The organism is Bosea sp. (in: a-proteobacteria), assembly GCF_023953965.1.
Taxonomy (GTDB): Bacteria; Pseudomonadota; Alphaproteobacteria; order Rhizobiales; family Beijerinckiaceae; genus Allobosea.
Map to the genome: position 1 here is coordinate 144,240 of NZ_JAMLIX010000002.1, position 24,171 is coordinate 168,410.

Annotated in this window: 22 protein-coding genes; 11 read left to right on the plus strand and 11 right to left on the minus strand. The window is 69.5% G+C overall.

The genetic code is table 11. From position 1 onward, the window contains the following. Positions 1-118: 118 nt before the first annotated feature. From M9917_RS15645 to M9917_RS15660, 4 genes are all read left to right on the plus strand, one after another. A complete protein-coding gene (locus tag M9917_RS15645) occupies positions 119-328 on the plus strand; it encodes a cold-shock protein (RefSeq protein ID WP_297255181.1) in 210 nt (69 codons plus the stop codon). A 283-nt stretch (positions 329-611) separates the two neighbouring features. Then, positions 612-2,036, plus strand: coding sequence for a DEAD/DEAH box helicase (locus M9917_RS15650; protein WP_297255183.1), 1,425 nt, complete (start codon positions 612-614; stop codon positions 2,034-2,036). Between the two features lie 79 nt (positions 2,037-2,115). Continuing rightward, positions 2,116-2,385 (plus strand): translation initiation factor IF-1, encoded by a 270-nt coding sequence (gene infA / locus M9917_RS15655; protein WP_047578165.1) that lies wholly within the window; start codon positions 2,116-2,118, stop codon positions 2,383-2,385. Between the two features lie 7 nt (positions 2,386-2,392). Further along, positions 2,393-2,659, plus strand: a complete 267-nt coding sequence (locus M9917_RS15660) for a hypothetical protein (RefSeq protein ID WP_297255189.1) — start codon at positions 2,393-2,395, stop codon at positions 2,657-2,659. A gap of 109 nt (positions 2,660-2,768) precedes the next feature. Here the strand turns inward: M9917_RS15660 and M9917_RS15665 are convergent, their stop codons facing one another. Continuing rightward, the gene (locus M9917_RS15665; RefSeq protein WP_297255191.1) at positions 2,769-3,362 is read right to left on the minus strand and encodes a hypothetical protein; all 594 of its coding nucleotides are present in this window, start codon (positions 3,360-3,362) and stop codon (positions 2,769-2,771) included. Positions 3,363-3,592: 230 nt separating this feature from the next. Beyond that, positions 3,593-4,891, minus strand: a complete 1,299-nt coding sequence (locus tag M9917_RS15670) for a cell wall hydrolase (RefSeq protein WP_297255193.1) — start codon at positions 4,889-4,891, stop codon at positions 3,593-3,595. A 208-nt stretch (positions 4,892-5,099) separates the two neighbouring features. On the opposite strand from M9917_RS15670, the gene M9917_RS15675 reads away from it, so the two are divergent. Beyond that, positions 5,100-6,335, plus strand: coding sequence for an MFS transporter (locus M9917_RS15675; protein ID WP_297255195.1), 1,236 nt, complete (start codon positions 5,100-5,102; stop codon positions 6,333-6,335). Positions 6,336-6,477: 142 nt separating this feature from the next. On the opposite strand, the gene M9917_RS15680 is transcribed toward M9917_RS15675, so the two are convergent. Next, entirely contained in the window at positions 6,478-7,383 is a 906-nt protein-coding gene (locus M9917_RS15680; RefSeq protein ID WP_297255196.1) for a LysR family transcriptional regulator, read from the minus strand. A gap of 63 nt (positions 7,384-7,446) precedes the next feature. Beyond that, entirely contained in the window at positions 7,447-8,439 is a 993-nt protein-coding gene (locus M9917_RS15685; protein WP_297255198.1) for an L-threonylcarbamoyladenylate synthase, read from the minus strand. A 174-nt stretch (positions 8,440-8,613) separates the two neighbouring features. Here M9917_RS15685 and M9917_RS15690 point away from each other — a divergent pair, with 174 nt between their 5' ends. From M9917_RS15690 to M9917_RS15700, 3 genes are read left to right on the plus strand one after another with little or no spacing between them, the layout of a single operon-like run. Next, positions 8,614-10,368, plus strand: coding sequence for an acyl-CoA dehydrogenase (locus tag M9917_RS15690; protein WP_297255200.1), 1,755 nt, complete (start codon positions 8,614-8,616; stop codon positions 10,366-10,368). After that, positions 10,365-11,246 (plus strand): SDR family NAD(P)-dependent oxidoreductase, encoded by an 882-nt coding sequence (locus tag M9917_RS15695; protein ID WP_297255202.1) that lies wholly within the window; start codon positions 10,365-10,367, stop codon positions 11,244-11,246. The genes M9917_RS15690 and M9917_RS15695 overlap by 4 nt, the downstream gene beginning before the upstream one ends. After that, a complete protein-coding gene (locus M9917_RS15700; RefSeq protein WP_297255203.1) occupies positions 11,230-12,090 on the plus strand; it encodes an SDR family oxidoreductase in 861 nt (286 codons plus the stop codon). Before M9917_RS15695 ends, M9917_RS15700 begins: the two co-directional genes overlap by 17 nt. A 24-nt stretch (positions 12,091-12,114) precedes the next feature. On the opposite strand, the gene M9917_RS15705 is transcribed toward M9917_RS15700, so the two are convergent. Continuing rightward, entirely contained in the window at positions 12,115-13,527 is a 1,413-nt protein-coding gene (locus tag M9917_RS15705; RefSeq protein WP_297255205.1) for an FAD-binding oxidoreductase, read from the minus strand. Positions 13,528-13,543: 16 nt separating this feature from the next. Continuing rightward, a complete protein-coding gene (locus M9917_RS15710) occupies positions 13,544-14,782 on the minus strand; it encodes a class I SAM-dependent RNA methyltransferase (protein ID WP_297255207.1) in 1,239 nt (412 codons plus the stop codon). Between the two features lie 141 nt (positions 14,783-14,923). Here M9917_RS15710 and M9917_RS15715 point away from each other — a divergent pair, with 141 nt between their 5' ends. Both M9917_RS15715 and corA read left to right on the plus strand, forming a co-directional pair. After that, positions 14,924-15,973, plus strand: coding sequence for a cysteine synthase A (locus tag M9917_RS15715; RefSeq protein ID WP_297255209.1), 1,050 nt, complete (start codon positions 14,924-14,926; stop codon positions 15,971-15,973). Positions 15,974-16,055: 82 nt separating this feature from the next. Continuing rightward, positions 16,056-17,111 carry a magnesium/cobalt transporter CorA gene (corA, locus tag M9917_RS15720; protein WP_297255211.1) on the plus strand — a complete coding sequence of 352 codons (1,056 nt, stop codon included), beginning with the start codon at positions 16,056-16,058 and terminating at the stop codon, positions 17,109-17,111. On the opposite strand, the gene M9917_RS15725 is transcribed toward corA, so the two are convergent. The 3 genes from M9917_RS15725 to M9917_RS15735 all read right to left on the minus strand — a co-directional run bounded on the left by M9917_RS15725 (position 17,108) and on the right by M9917_RS15735 (position 20,933). Next, entirely contained in the window at positions 17,108-18,886 is a 1,779-nt protein-coding gene (locus tag M9917_RS15725) for an SLC13 family permease (protein WP_297255213.1), read from the minus strand. The two genes, corA and M9917_RS15725, sit on opposite strands and share 4 nt — an antisense overlap. Before the next feature lie 33 nt (positions 18,887-18,919). Beyond that, positions 18,920-19,909, minus strand: a complete 990-nt coding sequence (locus tag M9917_RS15730; protein WP_297255215.1) for a magnesium transporter CorA family protein — start codon at positions 19,907-19,909, stop codon at positions 18,920-18,922. 277 nt (positions 19,910-20,186) lie between these two features. After that, a complete protein-coding gene (locus M9917_RS15735) occupies positions 20,187-20,933 on the minus strand; it encodes an SOS response-associated peptidase (protein ID WP_297255217.1) in 747 nt (248 codons plus the stop codon). Between the two features lie 87 nt (positions 20,934-21,020). On the opposite strand from M9917_RS15735, the gene M9917_RS15740 reads away from it, so the two are divergent. Continuing rightward, complete coding sequence (locus M9917_RS15740; protein WP_297255219.1) at positions 21,021-21,521, plus strand: hypothetical protein; 501 nt, start codon at positions 21,021-21,023, stop codon at positions 21,519-21,521. Here the strand turns inward: M9917_RS15740 and M9917_RS15745 are convergent, their stop codons facing one another. Together M9917_RS15745 and dxs are read right to left on the minus strand one after the other, a co-directional pair. Continuing rightward, entirely contained in the window at positions 21,522-22,250 is a 729-nt protein-coding gene (locus M9917_RS15745; protein ID WP_297257093.1) for a TlyA family RNA methyltransferase, read from the minus strand. After that, on the minus strand, positions 22,247-24,157 hold the full coding sequence (dxs, locus tag M9917_RS15750) for a 1-deoxy-D-xylulose-5-phosphate synthase (RefSeq protein ID WP_297255221.1): 1,911 nt from the start codon (positions 24,155-24,157) through the stop codon (positions 22,247-22,249). Before dxs ends, M9917_RS15745 begins: the two co-directional genes overlap by 4 nt. Positions 24,158-24,171 lie beyond the last annotated feature (14 nt).

Sequence of the window (24,171 nt, forward strand, 5' to 3'; positions counted from 1 at the left end):
CCGGCGTGCGGTCACGAATCAGATCCACCACACATCGCTACATTGTCACGGCGAGGCGTCCGCGCGTCATGCCGTGTTCCAGGACAGCCGCGGATCTGAAACGTAAGGACTCTATTCAATGAACAAGGGCACCGTGAAGTGGTTCAACGCCACCAAGGGCTACGGCTTCATCACCCCTGAGAACGGCGGCCAGGACGTATTCGTCCACATCAGCGCCGTCGAGCGCGCCGGCCTGCGCGAGCTTCGCGACGGCCAGGTCGTCTCCTACGAGCTCGTCGCCGATCGCAAGACCGGCAAGACCTCGGCCGGCAACCTCGTCGTCGCCTAAAGCCGATACCGAAATCGACCGGGAGCGCCGAGAGCATCGGATGCGAAAAGTGGAATCCACTTTTCGGACAGATCCGATGCTCCAGCAATGAGGCAGATCATCGTTATCGCGTCCGACAGGACGCGTGATGATCTGGTGCCCCGGTCCACGACAAGCCTGCCGGCGCTGTGGCTAGCGGTTCGCCGGCGGGTCCGACTATCTTGAATTCAGGCCGGATGCGAGCCTGCGGCGCAGCCGAAACCCACATGCGCCCCTCGCATCGCGGCGTCCGGAAAGACCCTTCTTGACCAAATTTACCGATCTCGGCCTCGCCGAGCCCCTTCTCAAGGCGCTCGCGGCCGAGGGCTATGAAACGCCGACGCCGATCCAGGCGCAGGCCATTCCCCATATTCTCGAAGGCCGCGACCTGCTCGGCGCCGCCCAGACCGGCACCGGCAAGACCGCGGCCTTCGCGCTGCCGATGCTGCATCGGCTGATGGCGACGCCGCGCCGCGTCTCGCCGCGCGCCGTGCGCGTGCTGATCCTGTCGCCGACACGCGAGCTCTCGGCCCAGATCGAGGCCTCGATCAGCACCTACGCCCGCTTCACCACGCTGAAGTCGACGGTGATCTTCGGCGGCGTGCCGGTCGGCAAGCAGATCCGTGCGCTCGGCGAGAAGGTCGACATCCTCGTCGCCACGCCCGGCCGCCTGATCGACCTCGTCGACCAGCGCGCCGTCTCGCTGCGCGAGATCGAGTTCCTCGTCCTCGACGAGGCCGACCAGATGCTCGACCTCGGCTTCATCCACGCGCTGCGCCGCATCGCGACCCTGATCCCGAAGGAGCGCCAGACGCTGCTCTTCTCGGCGACCATGCCGAAGCCGATCCGCGAGATCGCCTCCGCCTATCTCACCGACCCGGTCGAGGTCGCGGTCGCGCCGGTCGCGACCACCGCCGAGAAGATCGACCAGCGCGTGATCTTCACCGAGCCCGGCGACAAGCCGGCCCTGCTGGCGAAGACGCTGAACGTGCCCGAGCTCGAGCGCGCCATCGTCTTCACCCGCACCAAGCACGGCGCCGACAAGGTCGTGCGCCAGCTCGGCCAGTCCGGCATCGAGGCGGCCGCGATCCACGGCAACAAGAGCCAGAGCCAGCGCGAGCGGGCGCTCGGCGCCTTCCGCGATGGCGACTTGCGTATCCTCGTCGCCACCGACATCGCGGCGCGCGGCATCGATGTCGACGGCATCAGCCATGTCGTGAATTTCGACCTGCCGAACGTGCCGGAAACGTATGTCCACCGCATCGGCCGCACGGCGCGCGCCGGTGCCGCCGGCACGGCAATCGCCTTCTGCACGCCGGAGGAGCGCGGCGATCTCGCGGCCATCGAGAAGCTGACCAAGGTCGCGATCAGCCCGATCGGCCCCGTGCCCTATTGGGACGGCCGCACCCCGAAGAAGCCGCCGCAGAACGGGCGCGGCGGCGGGCGCGGCCAGCCGCAGGCCCGTGGCGGCAAGCCCGAGCAGAACGGCCAGCGTCCGCACGCCGCCAATGGCGGCGCCCGGCAGGAGCGTCACGAGCGCCCGCGCCATCCCGAGCGCGGCCCGCGCCCAGAGGCCGCGACGCAGCGAAAAGACGGCGTTTCCGCAAAAGAAGGGCTTGGCGGCGTCGCGTTCTTGCAGCAAAGAACACAGCAACCACGCACCAACGGCGCCCGGCGGCGCGCGCGCTGACGCGCGATCGGCCAGAACCGGGCGGGCCCCTCCGATGGCGGCCCGCCCACGCGCCTCAAGGGCTCACGAAGGACGACAGATGGCGAAAGAAGAACTGCTCGAATTCGACGGCACCGTGGTCGAGGTGCTTCCCGACGGCAATTACCGGGTCAAGCTCGACAACGATCACGTCATCCTGGCCTATGCCGCCGGCAAGATGAAGAAGAACCGCATCCGCACCATCGCCGGCGACCGCGTCATCGTCGAGATGTCGCCCTACGATCTCGACCGCGGCCGCATCAACTTCCGCCAAAAGACCGCCGGCCCCGCGCCGGGCGGCCCCCCGCGCCAGAACTTCCGCCGGCGCTGAGCGACCGATGCGCCTGTCGCGGAACGAGCTCCTGTTCATCGTGCTGGGCGCCGTCCTCGGCGCCCTGGTCGCCTCCGGGGTCAGCGCCGGTTTCATCTCCACCGACGGCGCCCTGCCGCCTTTCGCCATCGTGCTGATCGGGCTGGGCTTCGTTGAGCTCGCCCTCGGCTATGTGATGGGCCGCCCGCTGGGCACGCTGGTCGGCATGCCGGCCCGCTTCCTCGCCTTCGTCGCCGGCGTCTGCATCGTCCTCGCCAGCGCCAACTTCGCCTGAAGGCCCGCCCGGGAAACCTGCCCAAGAAAAAACCCCGGCGCGAGGCCGGGGCTAAGTGGGTCGTTCCGTGGTAACTAAAGGGTCTGCGTGAAACTTTTGTCCTGTCCGCTCAGCGGCGGGCGGGGGCCCAATGCTGCGAGCCGGGGCTGACCATCACCTGGCGCTGGCGCGTCTCGTAGACGGCGGGGATCTCCTCCCGCACGACCTGGGTCGGACGCACCATCACCTGGCGCTGGCGCTGGGTGTAGACGGCGGGGACCGTCTCGTAGTCGATGCTGGCCGGGGAAACCTCGACGCGGCGGCTCTGGAATCCGTAGCGGGCGGGCACGTCGACCCAGCAGCCGACCATGTTGCCACGGGCGTCGCGCGTCACCTCCCAGCGGCGGCCGGCCGCCGCGATCATCACCTTCTCGGTCACGGTCTCGTAGACGGCGGCGCGATGGTGGGGGATGCGGCGCTCGGGAGCTATCATCACGGTGTCGGTGACGGTCTCGTATTCGGCCGGAATGACGCGGCGCTGCACCTGCGCCGGGCGGACCTGATAGGTCTCGTCGACGGTGCCGAAGACCGGCGGCGTGGTGACGAGGTTGTAGCAGGCCGAGCCGCGGCAGCCGCCGGCCTCGGCGGCCGAGGCGGCGAAGAGCAGTGCCGTCGCGAGGCTGGAGGCTGCGATGATCCGTGATGAGGAGAGTACGCGCACCATGTTGGACTTGCCCTGTCGGTTCCGGCGTCGGGCGCCGTTCGTTGGGGACAGGAAGCCCGCTCGAAGTGATGAACGCAAGGTAAACACGAAAACAAGGTAAAATTAACCAAGTCCGGCTCGTGCCGGGCGTTCACGCAGCTTGCCGGCAGGTGAAGGAAAAGGCGCGGATTTTAGCGATCCGAACGCGCGCCGATGACAGCAGCAATGACGGTGCGGCCGTAGAGGGACGCTCAGCTCTGGCCCGGCCGCAACTTGTAGAAGACGTGCTGGCCGATCGTGTCCATTTTTTTCAGCCTTTTCGCCCAGTACGGCCGGACGTAGTTGGCATGATAATGGGTCGAGGCGCCGACATCGGGCAGGTAGGTCGTGCCGTCATAGACCTCGCGCGCGATCCGGACGGCGTCGCGCCAGGCGGCGGGCTCGGTGATGCGCAGCGACTTGCCCTCGCAGGTGAAGGTGAACTGGCAGGAGAGGTAGCGGTTGCTGTTCTGGTAGACCACGCCGCAGACGCTCGCCGGATAGAGCCCGCTCTTGACCCGGTTGAGCACCACCTGTGCCACCGCCGCCTGTCCCATCAGCGATTCCGAGCGCGCCTCGAAATAGACCGCCTCCGCCAGGCAGCGCTGCTCCTTCGCCATGTTCTCCGGCGCGATCAGCCCGGCATAATCCTGTTTCACGCCGGGCTGGGCGAGGCGCAGGTCGCGCTGGGGCGGCACGAGCGCGATCTGCCCGCGCTGCTGCTGGGGCGCGGCATGGGCCGGCCAGGCGGGCGGCGTCAGCGTGCCGGTGACCGAGCCGGCGAGCGGCGTCGCGGAGGAGCGCTGGCTCGCCTGCGGGACCAGGGGCGAGGAGCCGTCGATGCTTTCCAGATGCAGCTCGCCCTGGCGCGCCGAGGTGATCTTCGGCTTGAGCGAGACGGGCGAGGATTCCGACGAGGCCGGATCGGTCAGGCCCTCGTCGCCGGCATAGGGCTCGAAGCCGGTCTGCGGCCCGTCCGGGGCTTCCGCTGCGCTGAGCGCGTCGAGCGAGAAGCCGCCCGAGATCAGCTTCGGCTGCGTGTCGCCGAAGACCACGCGCTCGAGCTCGAGCGCCGGGTTTCCGGTGAGCCCCGGCCTGAGGCTCGGCAGCATGTCGCCTTTCGCCGTGCGGTCGACCTCGGGAAAGCCTGAAGCCGCGCGCTTCATCTCCTCGCGCGGCGCGCGCGGATCGATGACGATGCGGCGCTCCGGATCCTCGAAGGAAAGCCGCGCCTGGACGATGGCCGAGGTCAGCGCCAGGCCCGGCAGCCGGAAGGCGCTGGCCGCGACCAGCATGGAAGGACCTTCGGCGAGTTCCGAGGCGGGGCCGGGCGCAACCCGCCAGACGGTGCTGGAGGGCAGGCCGCTTGCCCCGAAATTCTGGCCGGCGGAGGCGGTGAAGGAGATCAGCAGGCCGGCGGACAGGGCCCAGGGCGCGACGGTGCCGGCGGCCCATCGGATGCCGAGCGGGCGCAGCTTGCGCCCATGCCTGTGCACACGCCAATGACTCAAAGCGACACACCCGTCCCGACCCGACGAAAGGCGCGGCGGTGGCCGCATGCCTTCGTCGAAACCGTTATCGCCCCGGTAAGGTTGAGCGCCGGTTAACGCAGGTACGTCCCATGCTTGCCGGTGATGCGGAGCCTCACGAAATCGCGCTGGTTGCCGTGGCGGCAGGGCGATAATCTGCCGCCCCTCGTCCGACGCTTCGGAGTGATCCATGACGTCCGCTCCGCCGCGCAGCCATGCCCCCGAGATCATCGTCGCCGCCGGCTGCGCGATCGCGCTGATCAGCTTCGGGCCGCGTGCGAGCGCCGGCCTGTTCCAGATTCCGATGACGCTCCAGTTCCACTGGGGCCGCGATATCTTCGGCCTGGCGCTGGCGATCCAGAACCTGCTCTGGGGGCTGGGCGCGCCCTTCGCCGGCGCGCTCGCCGATCGCCACGGCATGGTGCGCGTGCTCTGCGCCGGCGCGCTGCTCTATGCCGCCGGCCTCGTCGTCATGGCCCATGCGACGACCCCGCTGCAGCTTTATCTCGGTGCCGGCGTGCTGGTCGGCTTCGGCCTCTCGGCCTGCTCGTTCGGCCTCATTCTCGCCGCCTTCGGCAAGCTCCTGCCGGACGGGTGGCGGCCGCTGGCCTTCGGCGCCGCCACGGCCGCCGGCTCCTTCGGCCAGTTCCTGTTCCCGCCGATCGGCAACATCCTGATCGACACGCTGGGCTGGCAGCAGGCGCTCACCGCCTTCGCCTTCGCGCTCCTGCCGATCCTGCCGATCTCCCTCGTGCTGGCGACGCGCCGGAGCGGGCCGCGGAGCGGCGCCGCCGCCGCGGCGAACCTGCCCAACCAGACCGTGCGGCAGGCGCTGGGCGAGGCCTTCAAGCATCGCAGCTACGTCCTGCTCGTGCTCGGCTTCTTCACCTGCGGCTTCCAGCTCGCCTTCATCACCGTGCACATGCCGGCCTATCTGAAGGATGCCGGCCTGCCGGTCTGGGTCGGCGGCTGGACGCTCGCCGTGATCGGGCTCGCCAATGCCGTTGGCTCGTTCTCCTCGGGCTGGCTCTCGACGCGGATGCCCAAGCGCTATCTGCTCGCCTGGATCTATTTCGGCCGTGCGGTGGCGATCACCGTCTTCATCCTGTTGCCGGCGAGCCCGGCGACGGCGCTTTCCTTCGGCGTCGTGATCGGCCTGTTCTGGCTCTCGACGGTGCCGCCGACCTCCTCGCTGGTCATGCTGATGTTCGGCACGAAATACATGGCGATGCTCTATGGCTTCGCCTTCTTCTCGCATCAGCTCGGCGGCTTCCTCGGCGTCTGGCTCGGCGGCGTGCTCTACGAGACCATGGGCAGCTACCAGATCGTCTGGTGGCTTTCGGTCGCGCTCGGCGTCGCCTCCGCCCTGATCAACCTGCCGATCGTCGAGCGGCCGGTCGCGCGCGAGGCGGCGCAGCCGGCCTGAACCGAAAGGCGCTCATGGGCTGGCGATCCGGGGTGTGGACACTTGCCATAGGATCGTCATTCCGGGGCTTCGCGCCTATGGCGCGCCCCGGAATGACAGCGGTGGTGTCGACCGGGAGCGATCCGTCAACTGTCCACGCCGTCTAGGGTCTGCCCTCGAACAGGCTGCGCTGCCGGGCGAGCTCGCCGCCGCAGAAATCCATGAACGCCCGCACGCGCGGTACATGGCGGATGTCCGGGTGGGTCAGAAGCCACAGGCCCGTGGCGAAATCCGGCTGTGGCGGCAGGAGCCGCATCAGGTCCGGCCGCCGGTCGGCGATGAAGCACGGCACCGGCCCGATGCCTAAGCCCTGCGCCACGGCTTCGGCCATGCCGAGCACGGCCGAGCTCCTGAGCGCGATCCGCTCCGGCGCGACGTGCTCGCGCACGAAGCGTGCCGCCTTCAGATGCGAGAGCTGGTCGCCGAGCGCGACCCAGTCGCGCTGGTAGAGCAGGGCGGGATCGGCCTTCTCCGCCTCGCTCACGCCGTCCTCGGCCCGGCCGTACACCGCCCAGGCGATGGTGGCGATGCGCCGCCCGACCAGCGTCTCGCCCGGCGTGTCGCTGGCGCGGATGGCGATGTCGGCGTCGCGCTTCGACAGGTTCAGCGCCTGGTTGCCGACGACGACGTCGAGCCGGATCAGCGGATTGGCCCGGCGGAAGGCCGCGAAGACTGGCAGCAGCGCGTTCTGGTAGAGCGTGTCGGTGGTGGTGATGCGCAATTCGCCCGAGGGCGCGACGTCGCGCCCGGCGAGGCGCCGCGCGAAGGCGGTGACGTCCTCGTCGATGCGTCCGGCCAGCGCCGCCATCTCGGCCCCGGCCACCGTCGCGACATAGCCGGTCTTGCGCCGCTCGAACAGCGGCACGCCGACGATCTCCTCGATCTGGCCGAGCCGGCGGAACACGGTCGAATGATTGACCGAGAGCGCGGCTGCCGCCCCGGTCAGCCCGTCATGATCGGCAATGGCCTTGATCAGCCGGAAATCGTCCCAGGCGAGCTTGGCGTTCATCGGCAAGACGTCCTCCTCCCGGTACGCAAGCCGATATCTTGCATGGATGCAAGCTGGAGGAATTCAAATTCCTGTTTGACGCGGTGCTGCCGCCCGCCGCAGCCGGTCGTTGATCGCCTCGCCCAGCCCCTGCTCGGGAATGCGGGCGACGGCGATGACCGCATGCCCCGCCTCGTCGAGCCGGCGCATATGCCCGAACAGATTGGCGGCGGCCTCGCCGAGATCGCCCGCCGGGCTGAGGTTGAGCGCGGCCGGGTGCGCCCGCGCCTCGGGGCCGAAGCCGAGCCAGGCTTCGCCGTCATGTGGCGCGTCGGCATCGAGCCGCATCCGCGCCGCCGGGGCGTAATGCGAGGCGAGCATGCCGGGTGCGATCGGCCCATGGCCGGTTTCGCTCGCGATGACCAGCGGGCGGCCGAGCACATGCTCGATCGCCTCGCGCGGCACGCCGCCGGGCCGGAGCAGGCGCGGCGCCCCGTCGAGGCAGGCGACGATGGTCGATTCGACGCCGACCGCGGCCGGGCCGGCGTCGAGCACGGCGTCGATGCGTCCCTCGAGATCGGCGAGCACATGCCGGGCGCTGGTCGGGCTGATCCGGCCGGAGCGGTTGGCGGAGGGGGCCGCGATCGGCCGCCCGGCCGCCGCGAGGACCGCCTGCGCGACCGGATGCACGGGCACGCGCAGCGCGACCGAGGAGAGGCCCGCCCGCGCCAGCTCGCTGACCGTGCAGCCGGGCGAAGCCGGCACGACCAGCGTCAGCGGGCCCGGCCAGAAGGCTTGCGCCAGCGTAAGCGCGTTCGCATCGAACAGGCCCTGCCGGCGCGCGCCGGCGAGGTCGGGCAGATGCGCGATCAGCGGGTTGAAGCTCGGCCGCTCCTTGGCCGCATAGATGCCGGCGACGGCGCTGCCGGAGGTCGCATCGGCGGCAAGCCCGTAGACGGTCTCCGTCGGCAGCGCGACGAGCCCGCCCGCCCGCAGCAGCGCCGCCGCCTCGGCGATGCCGGCGGCATCGGCGGAAAGCCGCTTCGTCTGGCGGATGGCGGGGCCGGGTTCGCTCACGCTGGGATTGACCAGATATGGTTTATATATAAACTAACTGATGGGCAGCCTCGAAACCAGGGCCGGCTTCGGCGGCATGGCATAGGCGATAGTTCCTCGCTACCATCGCGGCAACGGCAAAAGCGCGCCGCGGCCGTCTTTCGGGCGGGCTGGAATCGCGAGGAGAGACGAAACATGAGCTATCGCGCCCCGGTCTCCGACATGCTGGCGACCCTGCGCCATGTCGCCGGCCTCGATCGGTTGATCGCGGAGGGGCTGGCGCCGGAGCTGGAGGGCGATCTCGCGCAAGCCGTCCTCGACGAGGCGGCGCGCTTCGCCGCCGACGTGATCGCGCCGCTGAATCGCGTCGGCGACGTCCATGGCGCGACGCTGAAGGACGGCGCTGTGACCACCGCGCCGGGCTGGAAGGAAGCTTACCGAGCCTGGGCGGCGGCCGGCTGGAACGCGCTGCCGGCGCCGCAAGCCTATGGCGGGCAGGGGCTGCCGCTCCTGCTGCAATCGGCCTGCACCGAGATGTGGAATGCGGCCGCCTTCGCCTTCGCGCTCGGCCCGCTGCTGACGGTCGGCGCGATCGAGGCGCTTTACGCCCATGGCTCGGAGCATCTGAAGGAGACCTATCTCGCGAAGCTTATCTCCGGCGAATGGATGGGCACCATGAACCTGACGGAGCCGCAAGCCGGCTCCGATCTCAACGCGCTGCGAGCGAAGGCCGAGCGCGCGGGCGACGGCACCTATCGCATCACCGGCCAGAAGATCTTCATCACCTATGGCGAGCACGACCTGACGGAGAATATCGTCCATCTCGTGCTGGCGCGCCTGCCCGATGCGCCGGCCGGCACGCGCGGCATCTCGCTCTTCCTCGTGCCGAAATATCTGGTGAACGCCGACGGCTCTCTGGGCGCCCATAACGACCTGCGCTGCGCGGGGCTGGAGCACAAGCTCGGCATCCATGCTTCCCCGACCTGCACCATGGCCTTCGGGGACAAGGGCGGCGCCATCGGCTGGCTGATCGGCGAGGAGAATCGCGGCCTCGCCTGCATGTTCACGATGATGAACAACGCCCGCCTCAACGTCGCCCTGCAGGGCGTCGCGATCGCGGAGCGAGCCTGTCAGCAGGCGCTTGCCTTCGCCCATGAGCGCCGGCAGGGCACCGCGCTCGACGCGCCGAAAGGTGCCCCGATGAGCCCGATCATCGTCCATCCGGACGTGCGCCGCATGCTGATGGAGATGCGCGCCAGGACGCAAGCCGCGCGCGCGATCTGCTATCGGGTGGCGGAAGCGCTCGACCGCGCGCATCGCGAGACCGACGCAGGTCAGCGCCGGGCGGCGGCCGAGCGCGCCGCGATCCTCACCCCGGTCGCCAAGGCCTATGCCACCGATATCGGCATCGAGGTCGCCTCGACCGGCATCCAGGTCCATGGCGGCATGGGCTACATCGAGGAGACAGGCGCCGCCCAGCATCTGCGCGACGCCCGTATCGCCGCGATCTACGAGGGCACCAACGGCATCCAGGCGATCGATCTCGTCACCCGCAAATTGCCCCTGTCCGGCGGCGAGGCGGTCAGGGCGCTGATCGCCGGGATGCGCGGCATCGTCGCCGAGGTCGCGCGCGCCGATGCGCCCGGCCTCGGCCATGCCGCCACCCGCCTTGGCGCCGCGGTCGAGGCGCTGGAGCGCGCGACGGAATGGCTGCTGGCGGCCGGCCTGCCCGAGGTGCTGGCGGGCGCGACGCCCTATCTGAAGCTCTTCGCCCTGGCCGAGGGCGGCACGGGGCTGGCGAGGAAGGCGCTCGCGACGCGTTCGCAAGCCGATCTCGCCACCGCCCGCTTCCATGCCGAATGCCTTGCGACCGAGGCGCCGGCGCTCGCGCTGACGGTGATGGAAGGCGCCGGCGCCGTCACCGATGCAGCCGCGGTCTTTTCGGCATGAGCGAGGGCGCGCCTCCGCTCGCCGGCCGCATCTGCCTCGTCGCCGGGGCCTCGCGCGGGCTCGGACGCGGCATCGCCAGGGCGCTGGGCGAGGCGGGAGCGACCGTCGTCGTCACCGGCCGTTCCAGCGAGGCCGGCCCGCGCACCGACCAGCGGCCCGAGACCTTCGAAGATACGGCGCGCGAGGTCGAGGCCGCCGGCGGCAAGGGCTATCCCTACCGCTGCGACCACACCAGCGAGCGCGAGGTCGACCGCCTCGTCGCCTGGGCCCTGCGCCGCTTCGGCCGGCTCGACTGCGTCGTCGATGCGGTCTGGGGCGGCAACGAGGGCTATGACGGCGAGCGCTATCCCGACGGCTCCGGCTTCGGCACGCCGTTCTGGCGCCGCCCGGTCGCGAGGCTCGGCCAATGCTTCGAGAGCGGCGTCTATGCCCAGCTCCTGCTGGCGCGGGCCGTCGCGCCGGCGATGGCGCAGATGCGCTCCGGCCTCATCGTCGGCTTGAGCTTCGACATGGGCGGCGCCTATCTCGGCGATGCCTTCTACGATCTCGCCACGGCGGCGATGAACCGGCTGAGCTTCGCGATGGCTGAGGAGTTGAAGCCCTTCGGCGTCACCGCGCTGGGCTTATCGCCCGGCCATGTCCTGACCGAGCGCGTCCGTGACGCCGGGCTTGGCCACGAGGCCACCGAGACGCCGCTCTATGCCGGCCGCGCCGTCGCTGCGCTCGCAGCCGACCTTGAGGTCGCGCGCCATGCCGGCCGGATCCTCCATGTCGCCGATCTCGCGCGCGAATACGGCTTCACCGACAAGGATGGCTCGCAGCCGGGCCGCTACCTCATCACGACCGACCAGGGAGGCGGCGATGTCGCTTCAGGGTAAGACGCTCTTCATCACCGGCGGCTCGCGCGGCATCGGGCTTGCGATCGCGCTGAGGGCCGCGCGCGACGGCGCCAACGTCGCCATCGCCGCCAAGACCGCCGCGCCGCATCCGAAGCTCCCGGGCACGATCTACAGCGCCGCCAGCGAGATCGAGGCGGCCGGCGGCAAATGCCTGCCGCTCGCGGTCGATGTCCGCGACGAGGAGAGCGTGGCGCAGGCGATCGCGAAGACGGCCGAGACCTTCGGCGGCATCGATATCGTCGTGAACAACGCCAGCGCGATCCAGCTCACCAATACGCAGGCGACCGAGATGAAGCGCTTCGACCTGATGCATCAGGTCAACACGCGCGGCACCTTCATGGTCTCGAAATATGCCGTTCCGCATCTGGAGAAGGCGGAAAACCCGCATATCCTGATGCTGTCGCCGCCGCTCGACATGAAGACGCAGTGGTTTGCGCCGCATCTGGCCTATTCCATCGCCAAATACGGCATGAGCCTGTGCGTGCTGGGGCTGGCCGGCGAGCTCGCGGCCAAGGGCATCGCCGTCAACGCGCTCTGGCCGCGAACGACGATCGCCACCGCCGCCGTGAAGAACCTGCTCGGCGGCGACAGGATGGTGCAGGCGAGCCGCACGCCCGAGATCCTGGCCGATGCGGCCTGCAGGGTGTTCTCGAAGCCGTCGCGCGCCTTCTCCGGCAACTTCCTGATCGACGACAGCTTCCTGGCCGGTGAGGGCGTCACCGATTTCACGCCCTATCGCGTCGACCCGTCCGTGCCGCTGATGCCGGATTTCTTCGTCCCGGCCGACAGCCTGCCGCCGCAGGGCGTGAAGGGCGGGGTTTGAGGTAACGAACGCTGCACCAGCCGGCTATTCCGTCGCCAGCACCGCGCCCGGGTTCAGGATGCCCTTCGGGTCGAGCGTCTGCTTGATCGTGCGCATCAGGTCGAGCTCGACCTCGTCCTTGACGCCCGGCAGCAGGTCGCGCTTCAGGCGGCCGATGCCGTGCTCGGCCGAGATCGAGCCCTTGAGCTCGGTCACGATGGCGTGGACCGCCTCGTTCATCGCGCTCCAGCGCGCGAGATAGGCCGCCTTGTCGGCGCCCACCGGCTGGCTGACGTTGAAATGGATGTTGCCGTCGCCGAGATGGCCGAAGGGCACCGGCCGGCAGCCCGGCACCATCGCCTCGACCACGGCGATCGCCCGCTTCAGGAATTCCGGCGTGAGGTGAACCGGCACCGAAACGTCGTGCTTGATCGAGCCGCCCTCGTGGATCTGCACCTCGGACATCATCTCGCGCAGCTTCCAGAAATCGGCGCGCTGGGAAAGCGAGCCGGCGAGCGCGGCATCGGTGACGATGCCCTGCTCCAGCGCCTCGCCGAGGAAGGCTTCGACATGCTGGTCGAGCCCGGCGGCGCTCTGGGCGGAGACCTCCATCAGGACATACCAGGGCGACGGCTCCGACAGCGGATCGCGCGCGCCGGAGGCATGGCGCAGCACGAATTCCAGCCCGATGCGCGGCATCAGCTCGAAGGTGGTGAGCGTGCCGCCGGCGCCGGCCCTGGCGGCATTGAGCAGCGCGAGCGCGGCGGCGGGATCGGGCACGGCGAGGAAGGCGGTGGCGCGCGCCGCGGGCGACGGAAAGAGCTTCAAGACCGCCGCCGTGATGATGCCGAGCGTGCCCTCGGCGCCGATGAAGAGGTTCTTCAGGTCGTAGCCGGTGTTGTCCTTGCGCAGTTGCCGCAAGCCGTTCCAGATCCGCCCGTCCGGCAGCACGACCTCGAGCCCCATGCAGAGATCGCGCGCATTGCCATAGGCCAGCACGGCGGTGCCGCCGGCATTGGTCGAGAGGTTGCCGCCGATGGTGCAGGAGCCTTCCGAGGCGAGCGAGAGCGGGAACAGGCGCCCTGCCTCCTCCGCCGCCTCCTGGGCGCGCTTCAGCGTGACGCCGGCCTCGACCACCATGGTGTCGCCCTCGACATCGACGGCGCGGACCTTGTCCAGGCGCTGCAGGCAGAGGATGACCTCCCGGCCCTCGGCGGTCGGGATCTGGCCGCCGACGAGGCCGGTATTGCCGCCCTGCGGCACCAGCGCCGTGCCGGTCTCGGCCGCGAGCTTCACCAGTTCCGCCACCTCGGCGGTCGAGCCGGGGCGGACGATGCCTTGCGCCTTGCCGCGGAAGAGATCGCGCCATTCCTTGAGATAGGGCACCATCGCGTCGGCATCGGCGACGATGTTCCTCACGCCGACGATGCCGGCCATGCGATCGAGAATTGCGCTCATCCTGAAGCCTTGCCCCTCAGCCCTTGCTGCCGCGCCGGAACACACCGACGAGCTCGACATGAGCGGAATAGCGGAACTGGTCGACCGGCGTCACGGCCTCCAGCGCATATCCGCCCGCAACCAGCGTCGCGGCGTCGCGCGCGAAGCTTCCCGCATCGCAGGAGACATAGATCACGTCCCTGACCTTCGAGGCCGCCAGCCGCTTCGCCTGCGCCTCCGCGCCCGCGCGGGGCGGATCGAGCACGACGACGTGGAAGGCGCCGAGCTCATGCTCCAGCAGCGGACGGCGGAAGAGGTCGCGGGTCTCGGTCACGATCGGCTTCAACCCCTGCGTCGCGCCCGCAGCCCTCGCCAGCGCCAGCATCGCCGCCTTGTCGCTCTCGACGGCCGTGACCTGCATGCGCTCGGCGAGGCGAAAGCCGAAGGGGCCGCAGCCGGCGAAGAGATCGGCGGCACGCTTACCCCTCGGCAGCGCCGCCATGACGATCCCCGCCAGGGTCTCCTCGCCCAGCGCCGTCGCCTGGAGGAAGCCGCCGGGCGCGGGCGAGACCAGCGCCCGGCCCATGCGCTGCAAGGGCGGGCGGCGCTCGACGACGATCTCGCCATGGTTGGCGAGCCTTGCGAGATCGAGCCGCTCGGCAAGCTGCGTCAAAGCGAGCCTGAGCCTGTCGCCGAGCGGGCCATGGCCGCGGATGTCGACATCGAGCCCGGCCTCGGAGGCGGTGATCTGGATGTCGAGCGGCTTGCCGGTACCGCCCATGCGGCTCGCCAGCATCCCGGCGACCACGGGCGCGCGCGCGAGGCCCGGCGCCAGCACCGGACAATGCTCGACCGCGATCAGGTCGTGGCTGCGCGCCGCCATGAAGCCGACGACCATCGCCTCGCCTTCGCGGCGGGCGTGGAAGGTGACGCGCCGGCGCCCGGCGCCATGGGCATCGACCAGCTCGGCCACGGGTGCCGCGATGCCGGCGCGCTCCAGCGCGGTGACGACCTGCCGGCGCTTCCATTCGCGATAGAGGCCGGGCGCCATGTGCTGGGCGGCGCAGCCGCCGCAGCGGGTGAAGAGCGGGCAGATCGCGGCGATGCGCGATTCGGACGGGACGATGATCTCGACAAGCCCGCCGCGCTCGCCGTCGACGACGGCACGCACCGTCTCGCCCGGCAAGGCATAGGGGATGAAGACGCTCCCGGACGGCGCCTCGGCGATGCCGTCGCCGCGCTGGCCGAGACGGTCGACGGTGAGAATTTCGTTCATGGCGAGCTGCGGAGAAGACTTTTCTCCCGGCTGGCGCTTGGCGACTGGCATTGTTCCGAACTCGGGGTGCGAGGCCCGCCCGCTGGTGACCGCTGAGGCTCTTTCGCCTATCAGGTCGGGACGAAATTGGGAAATCCGGCCATGACCATCCGCGACGGCGTCATCGAAGCCATCGGCAACACCCCGCTCATCAAGCTCCGGCGCGCCTCTGCGGAAACCGGCTGCACCATCCTCGGCAAGGCCGAGTTCATGAATCCCGGCCAGTCGGTGAAGGACCGCGCCGCGTTCGGGATCATCCGCGACGCCGAGGCCAGGGGGCTTCTCAGGCCGGGCGGCGTCATCGTCGAGGGCACGGCCGGCAATACCGGCATCGGCATCGCGCTCGTCGGCAATGCGCTGGGCTATCGCTCGGTGATCGTGATCCCGCAGACGCAGAGCCAGGAGAAGAAGGACATGCTGCGGCTCGCCGGCGCGACGCTGGTCGAGGTGCCGGCCGTGCCCTACGCCAACCCCAACAACTATGTGAAGGTTTCCGGCCGGCTCGCCGAAGCCCTGGCGAAGACCGAGCCGAACGGCGCGGTCTGGGCGAACCAGTTCGACAACACCGCCAACCGGCAGGCCCATATCGATACGACCGGTCCCGAGATCTGGGAGCAAACGGCGGGCAAGGTCGACGGCTTCATCTGCGCGGTCGGCTCGGGCGGGACGCTCGCCGGCATCGGCATGGCGCTGAAGGCGCGCGATCCGAAGGTCACGATCGGGCTTTCCGATCCGATGGGGGCTGCGCTCTATTCCTACTACACCGGCGGGGTGCTGAAGGCCGAGGGCTCCTCGATCACCGAGGGCATCGGCCAGGGCCGGATCACCGCCAATCTCGTGGATGCGCCGATCGACACCGCCTTCCAGATCCCGGATGCGGAAGCGGTCGAGATCGTCTTCGACCTACTCGAGCATGAGGGCCTGTGCCTGGGCGGCTCGTCGGGCATCAACGTCGCCGGCGCGATCCGGCTGGCACGGCAGATGGGCCCCGGCCACACCATCGTGACCGTGCTCGCCGATTACGGCACGCGCTACCAGTCGAAGCTGTTCAACCCGGATTTCCTGCGCTCCAAGGGCCTGCCGGTTCCAGGCTGGCTCGAGCGCGACGGCGCGGCGCTGAATGAGGTCATGGCTACTGTCATGGCTTCGTAACAGCCTGCCTGCAAAAACGGTTTCCACGACGGCGGAACGGTTCTAGCCTGCGCCGACGATCCCGCGCGCGACGAGTGGCCGGATGTCCGTCTCACCTATCAGGCTCGCCGCCGTCGCGGCGCCGCAACAGCTCCCCGCTCCCGCCGCCGAACAGGGCCAGGCCCATGCGGCCGGCGTCGTCGCGTCCGGTGTCTATGTCGATGGCGTGCGCATCGCCGACATCCCGGTCACGGATGCCGGGGAATGGGCGCGCAAGGACGACCATGTCGTCTGGATCGGGCTGTTCGAGCCCGAGCCCGAGCTGCTCGGCTGCGTGCAGGAGCAGTTCAACCTGCACCCGCTCGCGGTCGAGGACGCCACCAACGCGCATCAGCGGCCCAAGCTCGAGCAATATGGCGACGCGCTTTTCGTCGTCGCCCGCACGGCCCAGCTGATCGACGGGCGCATCACCTTCGGCGAAACGCATCTCTTCGTCGGCCGCGGCTATCTCGTCAGCGTGCGGCACGGCGCCTCGACCTCCTACACCTCGGTCCGGCAGCATTGGGAGACCTGCCCGACCTCGCTGGCGAAGGGCGAGGATTTCATTCTCTATGCCATCCTCGACTTCATCGTCGACAACTACATGCCGGTGCTGGAAGCGATCCACGACGAGGTCGAGGCGATCGAGGACAAGGTCCTCGCCAAGCCGATGGCGCGCGCCGATATCGAGCGGCTCTACATGCTGCGCCGTGACCTTCTGCGCCTGCGCAACGCGGTCGCGCCGCTGGTCGACGTCTGCCAGCGGCTGATGAACGGCACCGTCCCGCAGGTCAGGCCGACGCTCGCCCCGATGTTCCGCGACGTGACCGACCATGTCCGCACCGTGCAGGAGAAGATCGACAGCCTGCGCGAGGTCCTGGCCTTCGCCTTCGAGGCGAGCCTGCTCGTCGGCCAGAGCCAGGAGAACGCGATCACCAAGCGCCTCGCCTCCTGGGCCGCCATCCTCGCCGTGCCGACCGCGGTCGCCGGCATCTACGGCATGAACTTCAGGAACATGCCGGAGCTCGAGCTGGCTTACGGCTATTACGGGGTGCTGGCCGTGATCGTGATCTCCTGCGCCGTGCTGTACTGGCGCTTCAGGCGCAATGGCTGGCTTTAACGCAACGGCCAGACCAGCAGGATCATCGGCACAGCGAGCAGGATGACCAGCACCGAGAGCGGCGCGCCGAGCCGGGCATAATCGCTGAAGCGATAGCCGCCCGGCCCCATCACCAGCGTGTTGCACTGGTGGCCGATCGGGGTGAGGAAGTCGCAGGCCGCGCCGATCGCCACCGCCATCAGGAAGGCGTCGGGGTTGTAGCCGAGGTTTTTGGCGAAGCCGGCGCCGATCGGCGCCATGATCAGCACCGTCGCGGCATTGTTGAGGAAGGGCGTCACCGCCATCGCCGCCACCAGGATCAGCGCGAGCGCGGCCCAGCCCGGCAGCCCGCCGCCGATCGTCGCGAGCCAGGAGGCGAAGAGATCGGTGGTGCCGGTCGTGCGCAGCGAATCGGAGACCGGGATCAGCGCCGCCAGCATCACCAGGATCGGCGCGTCGATGTTGCGGTAGGCCTCGCGCAGCGGCACGCAGCGCAACGCGATCAGCAGCACCGCCGCGGTGAAGAAGACGAAGGGCACCGGCGCCAGCCCCGCGGCGAGCGCGACGATCGTCCCGAGCGCGATCGTCGCGGTCAGCACGGCGCGGCGCGTCGAGCCGAGCGGCACCAGCCGGTCGGCCAGCGGCAAGAGGCCGAGCCCGGAGAGCTTTTCGGCCAGGAGCTTCTCGTCGCCCTGGATGACGACGATGTCCCCGGCCCGGAGGCGGATGTCGCGCAGCCTCTGGCTGAAGCGCTCGCCGGAGCGGCTGATCGCGATCATGTTGACGCCGAAGCGGGCGTGCAGCGCCATGTCGCCGGCCGACTGGCCGATCAGCGTCGAATCCGGGCCGATGATCGCCTCGGCGATGCGATCGGGATCGAGCGCGTCCTCTTTCTGCGTCGGCCGGTCCTTGCCGACGAGATCGAGCCCGCCTTCGGCGACGACCCGCTCCAGCACGGCGGCGTCGCCGCGCAGGAGCAGGATGTCGCCGGCGCGCAGGCTGGCATCGGGAAGCGGCGCCTGGACGCGGCGCTCCTCGCGCAGGATCGAGACGATCTCGATGGCGTTGCCGCCGATCGCCTTCAGATCCGCCACCGCCTTGCCGGCGAGCGGCGATTTCTCGCGCAGCCTCGCCTCGGTCAGGTAATCCTTGATGTCGATCGCCTGGTCGAGCGAGACCGCCCCGCGCCGGTCGCGCGGCAGCAGGCGGTAGCCGACGCAGAGGAAAAGGCAGCCGGCAACTGCCACGACGATCCCGACGGGGGCGAAATCGAACATGCGGAACGGCTCGCCGCCGAGCTCCTGGCGGACGCGGGCGACGATGACGTTGGGCGAGGTGCCGACGAGCGTGACGATGCCGCCGAGCAGTGAGGCGAAGGCCATCGGCATCAGGAAGATCGAGGGCGATTTCCCGCTCTTGCGGGCGAGCTGGTAGGCGATCGGCAGCATCATCGCGAGCGCGCCGATGTTCTTGATGATCGCCGACATCACCGCGACGACGAAGACCAGCAGCGGCAGCTGGAGCTGCGTCGAGGTGAGCCCCGAGCCGAGCTTGGAGAACAGCCGCTCGATGATGCGCGAGCGCGCCACCGCTGCGCTGAGCACGAGGGCGCTGCCGACGATGATGACGATGTCGTCCGAAAAGCCCTTGAAGGCGTCGCCCGCCGGCACCAGCCCGAGCACGACGGAGAGCGTGAGCGCCAGCATCGCGACGATGTCATAGCGCAGCCGCCCCCAGAGGAACCCCGCCATCATGCCGGTGACGAGAAGGATGGAAAGGATCTGCGGCTGGGTCATCCGGCCTTCAACCTATCGCTCACGGCGCGCGCCTCACAGCCACTTCTTCCAGCGGAAATACAGATAGGGCAGCACCGCGAACAGGATCATCAGCCCGATCGCCATGGGATAGCCCAGCTGCCAGTCCAACTCCGGCATGGTCTTGAAGTTCATGCCGTAGATCGAGGCGATCAGCGTCGGCGGCATCAGCGCGACCGAGACGACCGAAAACAGCTTGATGATCTTGTTCTGCTCGATCGAGACGAGGCCGAGCGTCGCGTCCAGCATGAATTGCAGCTTGTTGGAGAGGAAGGTGGCGTGCTCCTCGATCGCCTGCACGTCGCGCACCGCCGAGCGCCACTCCGCCGAGAACCCCGTCTGGGCCTTCTTCGGCCTCGTGTAGTTGGCCGAGAGGAAGAGCAACACGCGCTCGACCGAGACCATGCTCTCGCGGACGTTCGAGATGATGTGCTCGTACTGGCCGATCTTCTGGATCACGACCTGATAGACGCCGCCGCGCTCGACATCCTGGCCGCGCCCGGCGAAGACGCGCCGCGAGGCGACGTCGATCCGGTCGCCGACGCCGCGCAGCACTTCCGCCGCGCGGTCGACGATGGTCTCGATCAACCCGTCGAGCACGGCTTCCGGCTGCTGGCCGCAGCCTCCGGGCCTTGTGACGCGGTTGAGGAAGATGGCGAAGGCGCCCGGCTCGTCGTAGCGCACCGTCACCAGCGCCTTCTCGGTCAGGATGAAGGTGACGTCGGCGAGCCGCGGCACGATGGTTTCGGACTGGCAGATGACGCGCGCGGTCATGTAGCGCGCGCCGTTCTCGGTATAGATGATCTCGGAGGGCTCGAGGTCGTGCATCTCCTCGCGGGTCGGGATCTCGATGCCGAGATGGCGCTCGACCCGCCTGTCCTCCTCCGGCGTCGGCCTGAGCATGTCGATCCAGACGGCGTCGTCGGGAAAGCCCCCATCCTCGCCGGGCGTGCCGAGGCGCAGCCTGTCGCGCGAATCGGGGCATGGGCCATGGATCGTCAGCATGGGCGGATAACTCGCTGCACGGTCGGGACGGAAGACCGGCAGGAACTCCGATCCGAGGTACATGTCAAACCGATGACGGCGCGCGCGGAAATCCCTCGCCTGTAACGAGAGGCGCAGGCCCTTGGGCCCGCTGCATATTTCCTCGTCGCGGCAACGGTCAGGCCGCAGCGATAACGTCCAACGGCCTGCCGCTTAGCCCTCTACCGGAGGGCAGGGTGGTCCCCCGTGCTTCCCTCGTTCGGTATGGCGCGCTTCGCTCGGGCGACGCCGCTTTCTTTCAGAACAGGCTGCCCTGCGGATCGTCTTCCGGATGCTTCGCAACTTTTCGCGCCGGCTCCGCCGGAGCGGCGGCGCTCGCCGGCTCCTGCAGCTCCGGCCCGTCATTCGCCACCTTGTTGATCGCCGGGCCGATGGCGACGATCTCGAGCAGATCGTCCGGCGGCGGCTCGATGAGGCGCCGGGTCTGCTGCGGCGTCGCGCCGGGGTCGAGCCAGGCGTCGTGGTCGTGCGCAGCGAGGATGATCGGAGCGCGATGGTGGATCGCCGCCATCGGCCCGCTGGCCGGCCCGGTCAGCATCGCGACCGTGTCGATCTCCGAGCCGTCGGGCGCGGACCAGGTCTCCCACAGCGCGGCGAAGGCGAAGAAACCACGATCCGGCCGACGGAACAGGAAGGCGTCGTTGCGGGCCTGCTTGCCTGTGCCGCTGCGCCGCCACTCGTAGAAGGCGTCCGCCGGCATCAGGCAGCGCCGCCGCGCGAGCGCGTTGCGGAAGGAGGGTTTTTCGGCCGCGCTCTCGCCGCGGATGTTGATGACGAGCGGAAAATCCTTCGCGTCCCTGACCCAGCCGGGGATGAAGCCCCAGCGCATCAGCAGGAACTGCCGCGCGCTTCCATGCGGCCGGATGACGGGCACGGGCTGCGTCGGCGCGATGTTGTAGCGCGGCGGGAAATTCGGTTGCTCGCGATAGCCGAAGCTCGCGCGCATGGCTTCCGGGGGCAGGGTGATCGCATAGCGTCCGCACATGGGCGGTGTTTAGCGTGCGGCGGGCGACGCCAAGCAACACTTTATTTGCGGTTGCCTCGATAGAGTCCCGCCGGTTTGGGGTAGCCGATGAGCGTCATCGCGACGGAAATGCTGGCTGGGGCGACGGCCGACCGGCACGACGGCGGCGGTCCGTCGCCGCGCCTGTCGACGGATTTCCTCAACCGCTACAGCGAAGCCCTGATGCTGATCGAGATGGCGGCGATGGACGAGAGCGTGCTCGCCGATCTCCAGGCCTGGGAATGCGTCGGCTATCGCGAGCATTTCGTCGCCTCGACCCTGCGCTGCGCCGCCTCGGCGCTGGCCGCCTATGATGGGCTGGAGGCAGGGCGGGCCGAGGCCTTCGATACGCTGTGCCTGTCGATGTCGGCGCTGATCCGCACCGTGACGGCGCGCCTCGCCGAGACGCCGCCGCCGGAGCTGGAGACTTATGTCGAGGTCGCCGGCGAGACCTTGCGCCGGCAGATCGCCCGCGCCACGCGCTTCATCAACACCAACGGCGCCGACGATGTCGCTCCGTTCGAGGATATCGCCTTGCAGGCGCAGGTCGACGCCCTGTTCGCGGGCTGATCAGGCGCCCCGCCGCGCGCCGACGAGATATTCGCGATTGCCGTCGCCGCCCTCGATCGGGGAGGGGATCGGTGCCGCGACGCGAAAGCCGAGCGCCTCCAGCACCGCGACGATCTCCTCGCAGACCTGGGCGCGCACCGCCTCGTCGCGCACGATGCCCTTCTTCAGCGCGGCGCGCCCGGCCTCGAATTGCGGCTTGATCAGCGCGGCGATGTCCGCTTGCGGCGTAAGCAGCGCGGCGACGGCCGGCAGCACGAGCCTGAGCGAGATGAAGCTGACGTCGATCGCCGCGAGATCCGGCCGCTGGGGCAGAGCGGCGGCCTCGAGCGTGCGGATGTCCTGCCCCTCGAAGCTCGAGACGCGCGGATCGGCGCTGAGCGAGGCGTGCAGCTGGCCGTGGCCGACATCGACGGCCACGACATGGCGCGCCCCGCGTTGCAGCAGGAGGTCGGTGAACCCCCCGGTCGAGGCGCCGACATCGAGGCAGACACGGCCCGCCGGATCGAAGCCGAAGGCGTCGAGCGCGCCGGCGAGCTTCAGCCCCCCGCGCGAGACGTAAGGGTGCGGCGCCTGCGCGCTCAGCGCGGCATCCCGCGCCAGCATCTCGGACGCCTTGCGCACGGGGGCGCCATTCGCGGTGACGAGCCCGGCCGCGATCGCGGCCTGCGCCCGCGCCCGGCTTTCGAAGAAGCCGCGCGCGACGAGCAGCTGGTCGGCCCGGCTCTTCAGGCGAGCCTCACCGCGCTCGGCTGGCCCAGCGCCGCCTCGACGGCGCGGATGATGCCGGCCGCGTCGAGCCCGGCGGCGGCATACATCGCGTCCGGCTTGTCGTGGTCCTGGAAGACGTCCGGCAGCGTCAGGCTCCGGACCTTGAGCCCGGCGTCGAGCGCGCCGTTCTGCGCCAGGAGATGCAGCACATGGCTGCCGAAGCCGCCGACCGAGCCTTCCTCGACCGTGATGAGGACCTCGTGCTCGCGGGCGAGCCTGAGGATCAGCGCCGCGTCGAGCGGCTTGGCGAAGCGCGCATCCGCCACGGTGGCCGAGAGCCCGCGCTGCGCCAGCCCTTCGGCCGCCTTGAGGCAGTCGGCGAGCCGCGTCCCGAGCGAGACGAGCGCGATCCGCGTGCCCTCGCGGACGATGCGGCCCTTGCCGATGGGAAGCGGTACGCCGACATCGGGGATCTCGACGCCGACGCCCTCGCCGCGCGGATAGCGCAGCGCGATCGGACCGTCGTCGTAAGCCGCGGCGGTCGCGACCATATGGGTCAGTTCCGCCTCGTCGGCCGCCGCCATCACCACCATGTTGGGCAGGCAGGCGAGATAGGCGACGTCGAAGGAGCCGGCATGCGTCGCACCATCCGCGCCGACGAGCCCCGCACGATCCAGCGCGAAGCGCACGGGCAGCTTCTGGATCGCCACGTCATGGACGATCTGGTCGTAGGCGCGCTGCATGAAGGTCGAATAGATCGCGACGAAGGGCTTGTAGCCCTCGCACGCCAAGCCCGCCGCGAAGGTCACCGCATGCTGCTCGGCGATGCCGACATCGAAGGTCCGGCCCGGAAACTCCTTGCCGAAGGCGTCGAGCCCGGTGCCCGACGGCATGGCGGCGGTGACGGCGACGATCCTGTCGTCCTCCCGCGCTTCCTTGATCAGGGAATTGGCGAAGACGCCGGTGAAGCTCGGCGCGTTCGCCGGCGCCTTGGCCTGCTGGCCGGTGACGGGGTCGAACTTGACCACGCCGTGGTATTTGTCGGCGCTGGCCTCGGCCGGGGCGTAGCCCTTGCCCTTCTGCGTCACGACATGGACGAGGATCGGCCCGTCGCCGGCATCGCGGACATTGCGCAGCACCGGCAGCAGATGGTCGAGGTTATGCCCGTCGATCGGCCCGACATAGTAGAAGCCGAGCTCCTCGAACAGCGTGCCGCCGGTCCAGAAGCCGCGGGCATATTCCTCGGTGCGCTTGGCCTTGTCGTGCAGGAAGCGCGGCAGCTTGCCGGCGAGCTCGCGGGCGGCCTCGCGGATCGAGCGGTAGGTCCGCCCCGAGACCAGCCGCGCCAGATAGGCCGACATCGCGCCGACCGGCGGGGCGATCGACATGTCGTTGTCGTTGAGGATGACGATGAGGCGCGAATCGAGCGCGCCGGCATTGTTCATCGCCTCATAGGCCATGCCGGCGGACATGGCGCCGTCGCCGATCACCGCGACGACGGCGTTGCGCCGCCCGGCGAGGTCGCGCGCCACCGCCATGCCGAGCCCGGCCGAGATCGAGGTCGAGGAATGCGCCGCGCCGAACGGGTCGTAGGGGCTCTCGGCGCGCCGGGTGAAGCCGGAGAGCCCGCCGGGCTGGCGCAGCGTGCGGATGCGCCCGCGCCGCCCGGTCAGGATCTTGTGCGGATAGGCCTGGTGGCCGACATCCCAGATCAGCCGGTCGCGCGGCGTGTCGAAGACGTGGTGCAGCGCGACGGTGAGCTCGACCACGCCGAGCCCGGCGCCGAGATGCCCGCCGGTGGCGGATACGGCATCGATCGTCTCGAGCCTGAGCTCGTCGGCGAGCTCTTTCAACTGAGTGTCGCGGAGCTGCCTGAGATCGGCCGGATCGTTGATCGTGTCGAGGAGCGGTGTGGAGGGGCGGGGCACGAGCGGTCTCAATC